The organism is Superficieibacter sp., from assembly GCF_032071645.1.
Taxonomy (GTDB): Bacteria; Pseudomonadota; Gammaproteobacteria; order Enterobacterales; family Enterobacteriaceae; genus Superficieibacter.
Genome location: NZ_DAMAPU010000017.1, coordinates 52,192 through 67,913, shown reverse-complemented (window position 1 = coordinate 67,913; position 15,722 = coordinate 52,192). Strand labels below are relative to the sequence as shown.

The window sequence follows — 15,722 nt, the reverse complement described above, 5'->3', positions numbered from 1 at the left end:
TCGCCGGGCCTCGCGCCCGGCTATTCGATTTTTTTGCCTTCCACCAGCCGCTGAACCAGCGGCAGCATGATCAGCTCCATCGCCAGCCCCATTTTCCCGCCCGGCACCACTAAAGTATTGATGTGAGATATAAATGAGCCTTGCAGCATCGCCAGCAGCCAGGGGAAATCGATGCCTTCGAGGTTGCGGAAGTGGATCACCACAAAGCTTTCATCCAGCGACGGGATGCCTTTGGCGGCAAACGGGTTGGAGGTGTCAACGGTCGGCACCCGCTGGAAGTTGATATGGGTGCGGGAGAACTGCGGGGTGATGAAGTTAATGTAGTCCTCCATTGAACGCACCACCGAGTCCATCACCGCCTCGCGCGAATGCCCACGCTCGCTGGTATCGCGGATCAGTTTCTGGATCCACTCGAGGTTAACAATAGGCACCACGCCCACCAGCAAATCAACATGGCGGGCGACGTCATGCTGCGGCGTCACCACGCCGCCATGCAGTCCTTCATAAAACAGCACGTCGGTCGGTTCCGGCAGCGGCTGCCACGGCGTGAAGGTGCCGGGCACCTGATTCCACGGCACTGCTTCATCATAGGTATGCAGGTATTTTCGCGCCTGCCCGGTGCCCGACCGTCCGTATTCAATAAAGGTTTGTTCCAGCAGGCCGAAATCGTTCGCCTCCGGGCCGAAATAACTAATGTGCCGACCAAGATCGCGCGCTTTACGGATCGCCATATCCATTTCCGGGCGGGTGTAGCGATGGAAACTGTCCCCTTCGACTTCCGCCGCGTGCAGGCTGAGCTGGGCAAAGATCTTGCGAAAGGCGAGGCTGGTGGTGGTGGTTCCTGCCCCGCTGGAGCCTGTGACCGCAATCACCGGATGTTTGGCAGACATAGCTACTCCCTGATTATCAGTTATTTAGCCGCGAAACTGCTTGCGAGGCATGATATTGACCGTCTCATGCAACTCTGACCAGACCAGCACGGCTTCGCCGGTTTGTAACTGGTGCTTTACGTCGGCGACTTTTTGCGCCAGTGAGCGCTCATGTTCACCATAATCGGTGCCTTCACGCAAGACAAAGCTTTCGATCAGGCTATCGAGGGTTACAGGGTCAAGATCCTGCCAGGGAATAATCATCTTCAGGCTCCGAGATAGGTTTTCAGCCAGTCGGGAATGCGTTTTTCCAGCCACATTTCCGGGCGGCGCAGCGTACCGCCGACAAAGCCAACGTGACCGCCGTGCTCGGTAAGCTGGTACTCAACCTGCGGCGGTAAGGTGGCGGGATCGGGAATAACGTGGTGATCCATAAAAGGATCGTCTTTAGCATGGATGATCAGCGTCGGTTTAGCGATCTGATTAAGTAACGGCATGGCGCTGCACTGACGATAGTAATCAATCGCGTCAGCAAAACCGTGGATGCGTGCGGTGATCAAGTCATCAAAATCGCGCAGGCGGCGCACGCGCTTCAACTGCGCCAGCTCAATCGGCAGGGTGCCGGGATAGGCTTTGAGTTTTCGCGACGCGTTGCCTTTCAGCAGGTTAAGCAAATAGCGCTGATAAACGCGGGAAAAGCCTTTTTCCATATGGTAGCTGCACGCTTCCAGCACAAACGGCGCGGAGACAATCACGGCGGCGTCGAGCGGCGCGTCCGCGCCTGCTTTCGCCAGCAGGCACGCCAGCATGTTACCGCCGAGTGAATAGCCCACGGCGGCGGTCGGCGCGGGGCCGAATTCGCGTTTCAGCCAGTGTAAAAACCAGCTACCGTCTTCCGTTTCGCCGGAGTGATAGATGCGGTTCAGGCGGTTTGGCTCGCCGCTACAGCCGCGAAAATGCATCACCACGCCCAGCCAGCCCTGCTCGCTGGCAGACTGGATCAGGCCGTGGACGTAAGGACTATGCAGGCTGCCTTCCAGCCCGTGAAAGACCACCAGCCGGGGTTTGTGCTGCGCCTGCGACGGATCTTCACTCCACGCCAGATCGACAAAATCACCGTCCGGCAGATCCAGACGCTGCCAGACCGGGGTGAACTGAAGCCTGCGGCGCAGCAGGCGTGGCAGCATGGTTTGCAGATGCGGATTTCGCGCGCCCGGCATCGGGTGGAAAACGCGTGTATCGCCCTGTGTGGCGAAATGTTCGTCAGATGAAATGTGGGCCATAGCACGGATTATGTTAAGAAAGTGGCGCGGTAATATACCGCTTTTCATCACTACGGTTTATGCATTTGACGGTAATCGCCGCTAGTCGGCAAGCAGATTACGCGAAAACAGATGAATATCGACGTCCGGTTTGCGTCGCCAGAGCCGCGCTTTGCGTGCCCCGGTCGCCACACTTTCGCCGGTCTCTTCCAGCATCCCGGAGGCTTCAATGCGGCGGATCAGGCTTTTACGCTGGATCGGCTGGCCGAGGATAATTTCCGTTGCCTCATGAAGCTGCGCCTGGGTGAAGGTATCAGGCAGGCAATAAACCGGCAGCAGGGAGTACATCGTCTTTTGCCGCAGGCGGTGCAGGCCCGTCTCAATAATCTTTTGATGGTCAAATGCCAGGGCGTAACCGTCCAGCTCGTCTACCGGCAGCCAGCGGGCATCGCTGACGCTCGCAATATGCGGCGCGCAATCCACCCAGGCGATGAGCGCAAACCAGGCGATGGTCAGGCTCCAGCCGCGCGGATCGCGATCCGGGCCGGAAAAGGTATCAAGCTGTTCCAGCCACGACGGGGAAACCCCGGTTTTTTCGGTGAGCTTACGCAGGGCGGTGTCGCGCGTGTGCTGGTCACGGGCGATATCGATAAACCCGCCCGGCAATCCCCAGCATCCCTGCTGCGGCTGACTGGCGCGCTCTACCATCAGGACGCAGAGTTTTCCCTCGTGCAGGGTAAACAGCACGCTGTCCACCGTCACCAGCGGCGAGGGAAAACGGGTGGCGTCGTAATTCTTCAGGTACTCAGCTTCGGTGATCATCTGCCGTCTCAGATCGTCGTGGAAAAGGGGCTTTCAGTTTAGCAGCCCATAGCGGTGCAGAATACGTGCTTTTTTTTTACACATTATCAACGTGTTAATGATAGGGTGCTTTTTGTTTAAAAAATAACTTGCATAATATGTGTCTTAGGGACATTATTAAATTGTCGCAGGGACATTAACTAACTGAGAGGGTGAAATGATGGAACATCGATTGCAGTTATTCATCGATAATCAGCAAATCGCATTCACGCACGGCGTATTTCCCGATGGCGCGGTCTGGCTGAAAGTGACCGGCGCGCTGCCACAAACGGCACAGCTGATGCGCATCCGCGCCGCCGCCATGCATGACATGAATGATTTCATGCTGCTGGCTCAGTTAGTCGATGCCGTGCGTCACACCACCGATGTGCTGGTCAGCCATCTGGAACTGCCGTGGCTGCCGTGGGCGCGTCAGGATCGCTACATGGTTGACGGAGACAGCTTCGCGCTGAAAGTTTTCGCCCGCCAGCTTAACGTTCTCGGCTTTAATAAAGTGAAAGTGCTCGACCCGCACAGCGATGCCGCCGGGGCAGCGATCGATAATTTGGTCGGGATCACCCAGGAGCGCTGCCTGCTGCAAAGCGCCACTCTGCGCCGCAGATTTGCCGCCAGAGAACTGATGCTGGTGGCCCCGGACGCCGGAGCGCTGAAGAAAATCGATGCGGTGGCTAAAGCCGTAGGCGTTTCAGAGTACGCCATTCTGAGCAAAAAACGCGATGTCGCCAGCGGCAATCTGACGGGATTCGCGCTGGTGGCGGGCGACGTTAAAGGCCGCGACGTGCTGATTGCCGACGACCTGTGCGATGCAGGCGGGACGTTTATCGGCTCTGCGCAGGTTCTGCGCGAGGCCGGGGCACGCAGCGTCAGCCTGTACGTCACCCACGGCATTTTTTCGAAAGGCGTTGAGAACCTGCTGTCAAACGGCATTGACGCCATCTATACCACCACCTCTTTTACCTCACCGTCGCTGCAACATCCGCAGGTTGAGCTGATTGACATTGACGCCATTTACCGCGCTTAACGGAGACAACACCATGAAAATGAATCCTGTTCTGGCTATCGACGGTTACAAAGTTTCCCACCGCGTGCAGTATCCGCAGGGCACAACGAAGGTCTATTCGAATTTTACCCCACGCAGCGACCGCTTTTTCCAGTCGCCACTCGCGGACGGCAAGCTGGTTTTCTTCGGGCTTCAGGGGTTTATGCAGTGGTTTCTGGTCGATCTGTTTAACGACGCGTTCTTTGCCCGCCCGGAAGACGAAGTGGTCAATGAATATAAGCAGGTGATGGACAGCTATCTGGGCCGTGACGCGGTGGCGGTAGATCATATTCGCACCCTGCACCGCACGGGCTACCTGCCGCTGCACATTAAGTCGCTGGATGAAGGCAGCAAAGTGCCGATGAAAGTGCCAGTGCTGACCATCACCAACACCCGTGATGATGTTTTCTGGCTGGTGAACTATCTGGAAACGGTGCTTTCCGCCGAATTATGGAAAGCCTCTACCAACGCCACTATCGCGCATCAGTACCGCAAAATCTGTGAGCAATGGGCGGACAAAACCTGTAGCGATCTGTCGCATCTCGATTTCCAGTGCCACGACTTTTCGTTTCGCGGAATGTCCGGGTTACAGGACACCATGCAGGCGGGCTGCGGTCATCTGCTCAGCTTTAAGGGCACCGACAGCATTCCTTCGCTGCTCTATGCCCGTGATTACTATACCGATGGCGAAGAATATTTCATCGGCGCAAGCATCCCGGCGACTGAGCACAGCGTGATGTGTATGGGCAGCTATGAAGGCGAAATCGACACTTTCCGCCGCCTGATTGCCGAGCTGTATCCGCAGGGATTTGTGTCTATCGTCTCCGATACCTGGGATTACTGGCGCGTTCTGACGGAATATACCCGCGAGCTGAAAGATATCATCCTCAGTCGTGAAGGGCGGGTAGTATTTCGCCCGGACAGCGGCGACCCGACAGAGATCCTCTGCGGCACCGGCGCGGATGACGACACCCGCGCGGATCGCAGCCCGGAAGAAAAAGGCTCGGTGGAAGTGTTATGGGAAATCTTCGGCGGTACGATCAATGACAAGGGCTATAAAGTGCTCGACCCGCACGTGGGGCTGATTTATGGCGATTCGATTACCCTTGAGCGCGCCAATACTATTCTGCGTCGCCTGGAAGCAAAAGGGTTTGCCAGTTCTAACGTGGTCTTCGGTATTGGCTCTTTTACCTATCAGTACAACACCCGCGACACCTTTGGTTTTGCGATGAAAGCCACATGGGGCCAGGTTAACGGCGAGGGGCGCACCATCTTTAAAGAGCCGAAAACCGATAACGGTCTGAAACGTTCAGCGCGCGGCCTGCTGCGGGTAGAGCGCGACGCGCAGGGCGAGTTTCAGTTGCACGATGAGCAGACCTGGGAGCAGGAGCGAACCGGCGAACTGAAAACCCGTTTTCTGGACGGGAAAATCGTCAATCACGAGCATTTCGAACAAATCCGTCAGCGTCTGGCGGCCCAGCGTTAATTTTTCTGATGCAATGAAAGCGGTGCAGGGACGCCCGCTTGCTGAATCGCATTTCTCCGCACTGCAAATTGATCCTCATCACAAATATCGAATCTGATTATTACTCTCAGGCTAACGATCTCACCCGCCGCGTAATTGATGCATTTCTCACCGAAGTTCAGACTCTCCTTAGTGTTAAGCAAATCAAAATGATTGGCTGAATCAGGAGGTTAATAATGTTATCTGGGCAAACGCCAGCACGGGTCTGGAATACGCGCCGCACTGAAAAGCAGCGGCGTATGGCTTCCGTACCGGTGCAGGGCAAGGTGCTGCCGACGGCGGATCTTGCAGCCATGCTGGAAAAACTGATTGCGCCGGGCGACCGCGTGGTCTTAGAGGGCAACAACCAGAAGCAGGCGGATTTCTTATCCCGTATGCTCGCGGAAGTTAACCCGCAAACGGTGCACGATCTGCATATGATCATGCCAAGCGTCGGGCGCAGTGAGCATCTCGACATCTTTGAAAAAGGCATCGCCCGCAAACTGGATTTCTCCTTCTCCGGCACCCAGAGCCTGCGCATTTCGCAGCTGCTGGAGGATGGCCTGCTGGAGATCGGCGCGATCCATACCTACATCGAGCTTTACTCCCGTCTGTATGTGGATCTGGCGCCGAACGTGGCGCTGATTGCCGGTTTTAAAGCGGACCGCAAAGGTAATCTTTATACCGGGGCCAGTACCGAAGACACCCCGGCGCTGGTGGAAGCCGCCGCCTTCCACGATGGGATCGTCATTGCGCAGGTCAATGAACTGGTGGACGACGAGAGCGAGTTACCGCGCGTGGATATTCCCGGCTCGTGGATCGATTACGTGGTGGTAGCCGATAAACCTTTCTTTATTGAACCGCTGTTCACCCGCGATCCACGCCTGATCAAACAGGAACACATCCTGATGGCGATGATGGCGATCAAAGGCATCTATGCAGAACATCAGGTGCAGTCGCTGAACCACGGTATCGGCTTTAACACCGCCGCTATCGAACTGCTGCTGCCGACTTACGGCGAACAGCTTGGGCTGAAGGGCAAAATCTGTAAGCACTGGACCCTGAACCCGCACCCGACGCTGATCCCGGCCATTGAGAGCGGCTGGGTGGAGAGCGTTCACTGCTTCGGCGGCGAACTGGGGATGGAAGAGTACATCCGCGCCCGCCCTGACGTGTTCTTTACCGGTGCCGATGGTTCGATGCGCTCCAACCGCGCGTTTTGCCAACTGGCGGGGCAGTATGCGGTCGATATGTTTATCGGCTCGACGTTGCAGGTGGATGGTTACGCAAACTCTTCTACCGTAACCCGTGGTCGTCTCTCCGGCTTCGGCGGCGCGCCGAATATGGGCCACGATCCGCACGGACGCCGTCATGCCACCCCGGCCTGGCTGAATATGATCACCGAACCTGACCCGATGCAGCGCGGTAAAAAGCTGGTGGTGCAGATGGTGGAAACCTTCCAGGCAGGCGTCAAACCTACCTTCGTTGAAACGCTCGATGCCGTTGAGGTGGCGAAATCCTCCGGGATGCCGCTGGCACCGGTCATGATCTACGGCGACGACGTGACCCACGTCCTGACCGAAGAAGGCATCGCCTATCTCTACCGCGCTGAATCGCTGGAAGAGCGCCGGGCGATGGTCGCGGCGGTCGCCGGGATCACCGATATCGGTCTGGGCGTTGACGCGAAACGCGTCGCCGAACTGCGCCGCAGCGGCAAAGTGGTTTACCCGGAAGATATCGGCATTCGCCGTACCGACGCTACCCGTTCCCTGCTGGCTGCGGGCAGCGTAGCCGACCTGGTGGAATGGTCCGATGGCCTGTACAACCCGCCGGCGAAATTTCGGAGCTGGTAATGAAACTTCTGCCACAGATGCAGGTTGAAGGCGGTGCCGAATGGCTGGCGCGAACCGCCACACAATCCCTGATTGATGAAGCACGTTTAAGCCCGAAACCTGGTCTGGTGGACAGCCGGGGAAGCGGCGCGCATCACGACCTGACGCTGGCACTGATGGAACGTTCTGCCCGCGCGTTGACCCCGACGTTTCATGCTCTGGCACAGCAAAGCTGGCAGCGCCCGGCGGACATTGCGCTCCGTCAGACCATCGGGCGGCTGGGACGCGAAGGCGAACAGCAAATGATGGCCGCCACCAACGGCGTGAATACCCATCGCGGCGCGATTTGGGCGCTGGGGCTGCTGGTCAGCGCGGTAGCCATGCTCGGCGCAAGCGGCACGGCGCGAGATATTACCGCCACCGCCGCCTCGCTGGCTGGACTGCCGGACGACGCCGCGCCAAAAGTGTTCAGCAAAGGGCTGCGTGCCAGCCACCGTTATCGGGTGCCGGGCGCGCGCGAAGAGGCGCAGCAGGCGTTCCCGCACGTTATGCGCCTGGCGCTGCCGCAACTGCGCGCCAGCCGTCAGCGCGGCGGCAGTGAAGCCCACGCCAGACTGGATGCGCTGATGGCCATTATGACGTCGCTAAGCGACACCTGCGTGCTTTCCCGCGCCGGAATGGAAGGGCTGGAAACCATGCAGCACGGCGCGCGCGCCGTCCTCCACGCCGGAGGAACTGCCAGCCTCGCCGGACAACGTGCGCTGGCGGCGCTGGATCGTCAGATGCTCGCCCTTAACGCTTCGCCGGGTGGCGCGGCCGACCTGCTGGCCGCCACGCTGTTTCTTGACCGTATCGACGCGCGCTCAGCGCCGTACTTACCGAATTAAGAGGATGTTATGGAACACATTACGATCTCTCTGCCTGCCCGCCGCACGCTAAGCGGCAAAGCACTGGCAGGCGTTGTCGGCTCCGGGGATATGGAGGTGTTATTCACCGCCGACCAGCAGCAGACACTTACCGTTGATATTACCACCTCCGTTGATAACAGCCGCGCCCGCTGGGAAGCGCTGTTCAGCCGCCTGGAAATGGTCAGCGAACTGCCGTCAGGCACGCTGACGATCCATGATTTTGGCGCAACGCCCGGTGTGGCACGCATCCGTATTGAACAGGTTTTCGAGGAGGTGAGCCATGCGTGATGACCGTAGTTTTATCGAATTAAAAGCGCGGGCGCGAGCACATGCCCTGCTGGATGACGGCAGCTATCGCGAACTGCTTGACCCGTTTGAAGGCATTGTTTCTCCGTGGCTGGGCGCACAGGGCATCGTGCCGCAGGCGGATGACGGCATGGTGGTGGCAAAAGGCACCATCAACGGTCAGCCCGCCGTCGTCGTGGCGATTGAAGGCGCCTTCCAGGGCGGCAGCATGGGCGAAGTCTCCGGCGCGAAAATGGCGGCGGCGCTGGAGCTGGCGGCAGAAGATAACCGCAACGGCATTCCGACTCAGGCGGTGCTGTGCCTTGAAACCGGCGGCGTGCGCTTACAGGAAGCCAATCTGGGGCTGGCGGCGATTGCCGATATCCATGCGGCGATTGTCGATCTGCGCCGCTACACCCCGGTAGTGGGCATTGTTGCCGGAACCGTCGGCTGCTTCGGCGGGATGTCGATTGCCGCCGCGCTGTGCAGCTATCTGATCGTTACCCGCGAGGCGCGTCTGGGTCTTAACGGTCCGCAGGTGATTGAGCAGGAAGCGGGCATTGATGAGTACGACTCCCGCGACCGACCGTTTATCTGGAGCATGACCGGTGGGGAAGTGCGCTATCAGAGCGGTCTGGTGGATGCGCTGGTCGGCGATGGGGTGAACGCGGTGAAAGCGGCGATGAACGACGCTATCGCCAAAGGCGTTCCGGCAAAACATCGCACCGATAACTATGACTGGTATCTCGACCGTCTCACCCATTTCGACACTCGCAAACAGGCGGATGCAGAACAGATTAAGGCGCTTTTTGCGCGGGGGGAAAAATAATGAGCAATACAGTAAGCCGTGGTGCTCTGTGGCTGGAAAAACTGGCACCCAACGCACAGCGTCTTAGCGGGCTTTGCCCGTCCGTTCAGGTCGCCGATGGACAACTGAACGGTGAAGCCGTGCGCTTTATTGCCGTCGTACCGGATGCGAATAACCACTATCCGCGTGCGGCACGCGGGGAAGTGGGCCTGCTCGAAGGCTGGACGCTGGCCAAAGTGGTCAGTGAAACCGTGGCGAACGATGCCAATAACGCGGTCAAACGTCCGATTGTGGCGGTGATTGACGTGCCGAGTCAGGCCTATGGTCGTCGTGAAGAGGGGTTTGGTATTCATCAGGCGTTAGCCGGTGCGGCAGGGGCTTATGCCAACGCGCGTCTGGCGGGCCATCCGGTGATCGGCCTTATCGTCGGTAAAGCCATGTCCGGCGCGTTTCTGGCGCACGGTTATCAGGCCAACCGTCTGATTGCGTTCAATGATAAAGGCGTGCTGATCCACGCGATGGGTAAAGAGTCCGCCGCTCGCATCACGCTGCGCTCCGTGGAGGCGCTGGAGAAACTGGCTGCCACCATCCCACCGATGGCCTATGACATCAGCAACTACGCCACTCTGGGGATGCTGGAAAGCCTGCTGGATATCAGCAACCCGGATGCCCCTGACGAAAACGATCTGACGCAGGTGATCGCCACGCTGCAACAGGCCATCCATGACGCGCGTCAGAGCACCCGGTTAACCAACCGGCTGGGCGCTGACAACCGCCGCAGCTCGCAGATCGTGCGCGAACGCATGAAAGCGAGCTGGTAAGTAAAAAGAGACCTGCCGGATTGCCTGCCGTACGGACGCTCGCTGCGTCCCGCGAGCAGGCAACTGAAAAATAATAATCATCGCGCCAGTGCTACTTCTTTTAACTACAGGTGATTTATGACTTACGTGATTGTTCATGCTCTTGCACCGATTTTTATCATCATGCTGCTGGGGTTCTGGGCCGGGAAGGCCAAAATGGTGGATAACAAGAATGTTTCCTTGCTCAATATTTTCGTGATGGACTTTGCGCTGCCCGCCGCGCTGTTTAGCGCCACGGTACAGACGCCGTGGGCGGGGATCGTCGCGCAGTCGCCGCTGATTGTGGTGCTGACGCTGGCGATGTGGATCACCTACGCCGCGATTTATTTCCTCGCCACCAGCGTCTTTAAAAAGTCGCCGCAGGATGCTGCCGTCCTGACTCTGACCGTGGCGCTGCCGAACTACGCCGCGCTGGGGCTGCCGATTCTGGGCAGCGTGCTGGGCGAAAGCTCCACCACGTCGCTGTCCGTCGCCGTTTCGATTGCCTGCGGCTCGGTACTGATGACGCCGTTCTGCCTGCTGATCCTTGAGCGTGAAAAAGCGCGTGCGGCAGGGACTAACAGCGGTTCGACGCTGGCGATGCTGCCGGTGCTGATGTGGCGCTCGCTGAAAAAACCGATTGTGATGGGGCCGTTGCTGGGGGTGATCCTTTCTGCTGTCGGCATCAAAATGCCGGAGCTGGTGCTGGCGGCCATCAAACCGCTGGGTCTTGCGGCTACCGCTGCGGCGCTGTTCCTGACCGGGGTGATCCTCTCGGCGCGTAAACTGCAAATCAACACCATGGTGATTAGCGCGACCATCACTAAGCTGCTGATCCAGCCAGTGATTGCCTGGGGTCTGGTGCTGGCGTTTGGTCTGCACGGCTCGGTTGCCATTACCGCCATTCTGATGATTGCGCTGGCGGCGGGCTTCTTTGGCGTGGTCTTCGGCAACCGCTTTGGCGTGCAGTCGCCGGATGCGGAAGCGGTGCTGCTGCTTAGTTCCGTATTGTGTATCCTGTCGCTGCCGCTGTTTATCTCGCTGACTTCAGGACTGTAAAAAATGACATCTTCATTGCGCCCACACGATCTTCTCTGGCTCACCGCGCGCGAAGCGCTGGAAGGGGTAACGGAACCCTGGGTGGAGACGGTCTGGCATACCGGCCTGCCGGTGGTGGTGCGGCGCGATGTGGATGAGAAGGGGCGAATTCCGGTCGGGGTACGCGGGATGCGCCGCGACCAGCGCGCGGCGGGGTGGGTTGATCCGGCGAACGTCGCACGGGTAGTCACGCCGGAGGCGTTAGTCGATCCGCACACGCTGCTGCGCTCGCCGTTTATCTCGCAGCCGCCGGTGCAGCTGGCGCTGATGCTGGCGCAGCAACACTGGCCGTGGCCGTGGGGGATCACCGGCAGCACCGCCTTTGCGTTAGCGACGGGTGTGCCGGTGATCCATGCCGCAAGCGATCTGGATCTGCTGATCCGCGCCCCGCAGCCGCTGCTGCCCATGCAGCTTACGGGCTGGCAGCAGCAACTCACCGCAGCCCTTTGCCGGGCGGATACCCAGGTGGAGACGCCGGAAGGCGGTTTCGCGCTTGCCGAGTGGTTACGCGACGGCAACGTATTGCTGAAAACCTGCCGGGGGCCGCGTCTGGTCCGCGACCCGTGGCACAGGGAGGGATCATGAAAATTCTGTTTACCTTTCCGGGACAGGGGACGCAGCGCCCCGGTATGTTGCAACAGCTTCCCGGTGATGAATTGGCCCAGGCCCGCGACGTGCTGGGGGCGGAAGCGCAGACGCTGGATCTCCCGGATGCGCTGAAGCATACCCGCGCGGTCCAGCTTTCGCTGCTGATTGCGGGCGTCGCGTGGGGCAGAGAACTGCAACGGCGCGGCGTGAGGCCGGATATCGTCAGCGGCCTGTCCATCGGCGCGTATCCCGCCGCCGTGGTCGCGGGCGCGCTGGAATTTAGCGATGCGCTGCGCCTTGTCGCCCTGCGCGGCGATTTAATGGAGCAGGCCTACCCGCACGGCTACGGCCTGACGGCGATCATCGGCCTGACGCTGGCACAGGTGGAAGCGCTGGTGGAAGGTAGCGGTACTTATATCGCTAACCTCAACGCCGAGACGCAGATCGTCATTGCCGGAAAGGATGAGGATATGGCGCGGGTGGCGACGCGGGCGCTGGAAAAGGGCGCGAATAAAGCCCGGCGGCTGGCGGTCAGCGTGCCGTCCCACTGCGCGTTACTCGATAGCCCGGCGCAGAAGCTGGTTCAGGCGTTTCGCGAGGTGACGCTGACGCGCCCGCACTGTGCGTATCTGAGCGGCAGTACCGGACGTGTGTACTGGCAACCGGAGAAAATCGCCGAGGATCTGGCGCTGAATATGGCGCGTACCGTGCGCTGGCAGGAAGCGATGATTGCCGCCAACGAGCGCGAGGCGCGGCTGGCGATTGAAATGCCGCCGGGAGGAATTTTAACCTGCCTGACGCGTCAGGCGCAGTGGGAAGGCGAGGCGGTATCGCTGGAGCGCAACGGAATGGATGTCGTGGTGCATCTGGCACAGCGGCTCAGAGGCGAATCCCGTTAAGCTTAACGCGCTTCCGGCAGGCTGCGGGCGTACATCCGGCCTTCCGCCGCCAGCGCCAGCAGGTTCGGGTCCATCTCGCGGTTGCGCGCAAAGACGATGGCAATAAGCTGGCGCATCTGGTACGGCTGCGACAGTTTTAGCAGTTGTACCGAGCCTTCATACATCTTTTTCATTCGTCCTGGCATCAGCGTAAAGCCAACGCCCGCCTGCACCAGACTTAACATTGAAAAGATATCGTTAACGCGGGTCACGATTTCCGGCTCGAATCCGGCAACATGAAACGCCTCCTGAAAGCCCGCATAGGTGGCGAAGCCTTCGGCCAGCGAGACGAATTTGCGGTCGCGATAATCGCGCAGATCGGCAAGCTCGCGGGTATTCAGCGAGGCGCTGGCGGGTGCGGCAAGATAAATATCGTCGTGGAACAGCGGCAGCACTTCAAAGCTGTTATGGTCAATCTCGCTTTCGGAAATCGAAATCAGAATCGCATCCAGCACGCCGTCTTCCAGCATCCGCAGCAGCGTTTCATTGGAGCCCATCGTCAGGTCCATTTCCAGTTCCGGGCGGCGCAGTTTCATGCCCATAATGAGGCGCGGCACGGTTTCCAGCGTCAGTGAGTAAAGCGTGCCGACCCGCAGACGCCCCTGACCCACACCGGCGGTTTTACGCGTCTCTTCCAGACCGCGCGCCATCAGTTGGGTAACTTCCTGACAGTATTCGAGCAGCGTCCATGCCGAGGGAAGCGGCATCAGATTGCGGCCTTTGTGGATAAACAGCGGACAGCGGACGTTCTCTTCCAGGGTGTGCAGCGCGCGATGCACGCTGACGCCGCTGAGATCTAACGCTTCAGCGGTGCGGGCAATATTTCCCTTCTCCATGAACGCCATGAAGATGGTGAGTTTGCGAAAGGTAATATCGCTGGTGATGTCCGGTTCCACGCTTTACCGCCTCGTTATTCGACCTGGGTCAGGTTTTCAAGCTGTTCATGCGCATCCAGCCACGCCATTTCACACTCTTCCAGACCTGCTTTGGCTTTGGCCTGCTGCTGCAGGCAGTCGGTCAGTTCGGCCTTGCGGCTTTGATCGTACAGACCGCTATCGCCGAGTTTCTCTTCGGCCTGCGCCAGCTGCGCGTTAAGTTTTTCCATCTCTTTTTCCAGACGGGCGATCTCTTTGCGCAGCGGCTGGGTGAGGGTGCGTAGTTCAGCTTCCCGCCGTTTCTGGTCTTTACGCGCCTGCGCGCTGTTGACGTTGTCCTTCGCCGCGTCGTCTGGCTGGTTTTCCTGCTTCTGTACGTTACTCAGCCACTGCTGGTAGTCTTCCAGATCGCCATCGAAAGGCTCGACTTTGCCATCGTGAACCAGACAGAGATCGTCAGTGGTGGAGCGCAGCAGATGACGATCGTGCGAAACCACCACCAGCGCGCCCTCAAACTCGATCAGCGCCTCAGTCAGCGCCTGGCGCATGTCGAGATCCAGATGGTTAGTCGGTTCATCAAGCAGCAGCAGGTTCGGGCGCTGCCAGACGATCAGCGCCAGCACCAGACGCGCTTTTTCACCGCCGGAGAAGCGGGCGGTGTGCTCGGTGACTTTATCGCCCTGAAAACCGAAGCCGCCGAGATAGTCGCGCAGCTTTTGCTCCAGTTCCTGCGGCGCAAGGCGCGCCAGATGCTGAAGTGGCGATTCATCCGCGCGTAAAAATTCCAGTTGATGCTGGGCGAAGTAGCCCAGCTTGATTCCCTTCGCCAGACCGATTTCACCCTGCGCAGGCTGAAGTTCTCCTGCCAGCAGCTTGATGAGTGTCGATTTGCCCGCGCCGTTGCGACCCAGCAGACCGATGCGCGAACCGGGAACAAGATTCAGTTTAATCGAGTCGAGAATCGTGCGCTCGCCGTAGCCAGCGCTGACTTTTTCCATTTTCAGCAGCGGGTTGGGCAGACTTTCCGGCGCGCGGAAGCTGAAATGGAACGGGTTATCGACGTGCGCCGGGGCGATTAATTCCATGCGCTCCAGCATTTTCACCCGGCTCTGCGCCTGTTTCGCTTTGCTGGCCTTCGCCTTGAAGCGGTCGATAAAGCTTTGCAGATGCGCCACGCGCTGCTGTTGGCTTTCATAGGTCGCCTGCTGCTGCGCAAGGCGGGTGGCGCGCTGACGTTCGAAGGAGCTGTAGTTGCCGGTGTATTCGAACATCGACTGCTGTTCGATATGAATGATTTTGTCCACCACCGGGTCGAGAAAGTCGCGGTCGTGGGAGATCAAAATCAGCGTTCCCTGATAGCTTTTCAGCCATTTTTCCAGCCAGATGACCGCGTCGAGATCGAGGTGGTTAGTCGGTTCATCGAGCAGCAGGAGGTCGGAGCGGCAAATCAGCGCCTGGGCGAGGTTCAGACGCATTCGCCAGCCGCCGGAGAAGTCGCTGACCGGGCGCGTGAGCTGTTCGTTCGAGAAGCCGAGGCCGTGCAGCAGGCTGGAGGCGCGCGCGCGAATCGTCCAGGCATTGATGGCGTCCAGTTTGCCGTGGACGGTGGCGATGGCGTGTCCGTCGTTACGTTCGTTCGCCGCATTTAATTGCGTTTCGAGCTGGCGATATTCGCGATCGCCGTCGATAACATAATCAAGAGCCGGTTGCGCCAGCGCGGGCGTTTCCTGATTCACCCACGCCAGTTGCCAGGTGGCCGGGAACGTAAAGCTGCCGCCGTCGGCGCTGAGTTCATTTTTCAGCAGCGCCAGCAGGGTCGATTTTCCGCAGCCGTTTTTACCGACCAGGCCCACTTTCTGGCCCGGATTAATGGTGGCAGTGGCGTTATCCAGCAGGACACGCACGCCGCGACGAATTTGTAACGAGGAGAAAACAATCATAAGGTGCCGTATGTTCAGACTATGTTAATTTGTCATTATGATAATGTAAGGTGAAAGGCAATATGCCGCACCGGGG

At 58.9% G+C, this 15,722-nt stretch carries 16 protein-coding genes; 10 read left to right on the top strand and 6 right to left on the bottom strand.

Translation table 11 applies throughout. From position 1 onward, the window contains the following. Positions 1-20: 20 nt before the first annotated feature. The 4 genes from RT197_RS19805 to RT197_RS19790 are packed head-to-tail and all read right to left on the bottom strand — an operon-like array spanning position 21 to position 2,953. Complete coding sequence (locus RT197_RS19805) at positions 21-890, bottom strand: phosphoribulokinase (protein WP_312952880.1); 870 nt, start codon at positions 888-890, stop codon at positions 21-23. A gap of 24 nt (positions 891-914) precedes the next feature. Beyond that, complete coding sequence (locus tag RT197_RS19800; protein WP_312952879.1) at positions 915-1,133, bottom strand: YheU family protein; 219 nt, start codon at positions 1,131-1,133, stop codon at positions 915-917. 2 nt (positions 1,134-1,135) lie between these two features. Then, a complete protein-coding gene (locus tag RT197_RS19795) occupies positions 1,136-2,200 on the bottom strand; it encodes a hydrolase (RefSeq protein ID WP_409529705.1) in 1,065 nt (354 codons plus the stop codon). A 33-nt stretch (positions 2,201-2,233) separates the two neighbouring features. After that, positions 2,234-2,953, bottom strand: coding sequence for an NrtR DNA-binding winged helix domain-containing protein (locus RT197_RS19790; protein ID WP_312952877.1), 720 nt, complete (start codon positions 2,951-2,953; stop codon positions 2,234-2,236). A 199-nt stretch (positions 2,954-3,152) separates the two neighbouring features. On the opposite strand from RT197_RS19790, the gene prs reads away from it, so the two are divergent. The 10 genes from prs to mdcH all read left to right on the top strand — a co-directional run bounded on the left by prs (position 3,153) and on the right by mdcH (position 12,792). Beyond that, on the top strand, positions 3,153-4,013 hold the full coding sequence (prs, locus tag RT197_RS19785; protein WP_409529706.1) for a ribose-phosphate diphosphokinase: 861 nt from the start codon (positions 3,153-3,155) through the stop codon (positions 4,011-4,013). A 13-nt stretch (positions 4,014-4,026) separates the two neighbouring features. Further along, entirely contained in the window at positions 4,027-5,517 is a 1,491-nt protein-coding gene (locus RT197_RS19780) for a nicotinate phosphoribosyltransferase (protein WP_312952874.1), read from the top strand. 215 nt (positions 5,518-5,732) lie between these two features. Next, entirely contained in the window at positions 5,733-7,388 is a 1,656-nt protein-coding gene (gene mdcA / locus RT197_RS19775) for a malonate decarboxylase subunit alpha (protein WP_312952873.1), read from the top strand. Further along, positions 7,388-8,254: a triphosphoribosyl-dephospho-CoA synthase gene (locus RT197_RS19770; RefSeq protein ID WP_312952872.1), complete on the top strand. Its 867-nt coding sequence runs from the start codon at positions 7,388-7,390 to the stop codon at positions 8,252-8,254. The genes mdcA and RT197_RS19770 overlap by 1 nt, the downstream gene beginning before the upstream one ends. Positions 8,255-8,263: 9 nt before the next feature. Further along, positions 8,264-8,563 (top strand): malonate decarboxylase acyl carrier protein, encoded by a 300-nt coding sequence (mdcC, locus tag RT197_RS19765; protein WP_312952871.1) that lies wholly within the window; start codon positions 8,264-8,266, stop codon positions 8,561-8,563. Further along, positions 8,556-9,389, top strand: a complete 834-nt coding sequence (locus RT197_RS19760) for a biotin-independent malonate decarboxylase subunit beta (protein WP_312952870.1) — start codon at positions 8,556-8,558, stop codon at positions 9,387-9,389. Before mdcC ends, RT197_RS19760 begins: the two co-directional genes overlap by 8 nt. Continuing rightward, the gene (mdcE, locus tag RT197_RS19755; RefSeq protein WP_312952869.1) at positions 9,389-10,189 is read left to right on the top strand and encodes a biotin-independent malonate decarboxylase subunit gamma; all 801 of its coding nucleotides are present in this window, start codon (positions 9,389-9,391) and stop codon (positions 10,187-10,189) included. Before RT197_RS19760 ends, mdcE begins: the two co-directional genes overlap by 1 nt. A 117-nt stretch (positions 10,190-10,306) precedes the next feature. Continuing rightward, positions 10,307-11,266 carry an AEC family transporter gene (locus RT197_RS19750; RefSeq protein ID WP_312952868.1) on the top strand — a complete coding sequence of 320 codons (960 nt, stop codon included), beginning with the start codon at positions 10,307-10,309 and terminating at the stop codon, positions 11,264-11,266. A gap of 3 nt (positions 11,267-11,269) precedes the next feature. Next, positions 11,270-11,890, top strand: coding sequence for a malonate decarboxylase holo-ACP synthase (locus RT197_RS19745; RefSeq protein WP_312952867.1), 621 nt, complete (start codon positions 11,270-11,272; stop codon positions 11,888-11,890). Beyond that, positions 11,887-12,792, top strand: coding sequence for a malonate decarboxylase subunit epsilon (gene mdcH / locus RT197_RS19740; protein ID WP_312952866.1), 906 nt, complete (start codon positions 11,887-11,889; stop codon positions 12,790-12,792). Before RT197_RS19745 ends, mdcH begins: the two co-directional genes overlap by 4 nt. A 2-nt stretch (positions 12,793-12,794) precedes the next feature. On the opposite strand, the gene RT197_RS19735 is transcribed toward mdcH, so the two are convergent. Further along, positions 12,795-13,727 carry a LysR family transcriptional regulator gene (locus RT197_RS19735; RefSeq protein WP_312952865.1) on the bottom strand — a complete coding sequence of 311 codons (933 nt, stop codon included), beginning with the start codon at positions 13,725-13,727 and terminating at the stop codon, positions 12,795-12,797. Positions 13,728-13,741: 14 nt separating this feature from the next. After that, the gene (locus tag RT197_RS19730) at positions 13,742-15,646 is read right to left on the bottom strand and encodes an ABC transporter ATP-binding protein (protein WP_312952864.1); all 1,905 of its coding nucleotides are present in this window, start codon (positions 15,644-15,646) and stop codon (positions 13,742-13,744) included. Positions 15,647-15,722 lie beyond the last annotated feature (76 nt).